The organism is Paenibacillus nasutitermitis (assembly GCF_014641075.1).
Lineage (GTDB): Bacteria > Bacillota > Bacilli > Paenibacillales > Paenibacillaceae > Paenibacillus_Z > Paenibacillus_Z nasutitermitis.
Window position 1 is genome coordinate 1 of sequence record NZ_BMHP01000030.1, and the last position, 718, is coordinate 718.

1 protein-coding gene is annotated in these 718 nt (G+C 51.7%); it reads right to left on the bottom strand.

Translation table 11 applies throughout. The annotated features are described in order from the left end of the window. On the bottom strand, positions 1-718 hold a 718-nt coding region (locus IEY46_RS36160; protein WP_189001268.1), incomplete at both ends, for an apiosidase-like domain-containing protein.

The window sequence follows — 718 nt, forward strand, 5'->3', positions numbered from 1 at the left end:
TCGATTTATACGCCCCGTTGCGCGCCGACTTATCCGTAATTCCGATATATAGTCCTTCGTAGTTGTTTTCCGATTCGAGAAACGGTTTGGTAGGGGCATAATCCCAATATCTTTTGTAGTGATTGGCAGATAAGACGGTGCCATGCCCGCCTTGCGTCATAAACCAATCGTGCCAAGGCTGCGCCGCCCATTGCTGCTTTGGAACACCCGGCATCATGTGTACGGATTGCGGTTGGCCATAGGCATCACTTTCTTCAATTGCAGCCGAAGCTCCCATCCAAACGGCTTCTTGCTCTTCCTTGGGCATGTCTAGAGGTCCGTCTACCTCCTGTGCGGTAAACCATAGCGCCGGATAAGCCCCGTATCTCGCCGCAAAGTATTTGCCGAGCCTCTCGGCGCCTTCAGCGGTAATTTCTTGGGTGTGATGAAATGCACCGATGCCCATATTGTGAACAAGCCCTTGTTCCGCGATATAATTCACTTTCTGATCATAATCCCGAAACTTATCCAAATCGATCTCTGTGCACCCTGTGTTGCACATTGTCAGACGGTGTCCATCCGGATGAGACTGGATGGCCGTAAAGCCCTGCTCCTTACGCTTGTCGATCGCCGTCTTGAATTGGGAATCGGTTCCCGGGACGTTGCTCTCCCCCCACTTCTCCCGAGATAAAAACCAATGTGTATCGGCGAGATAGAAGAATGGCGTCCCGTCCTGGTA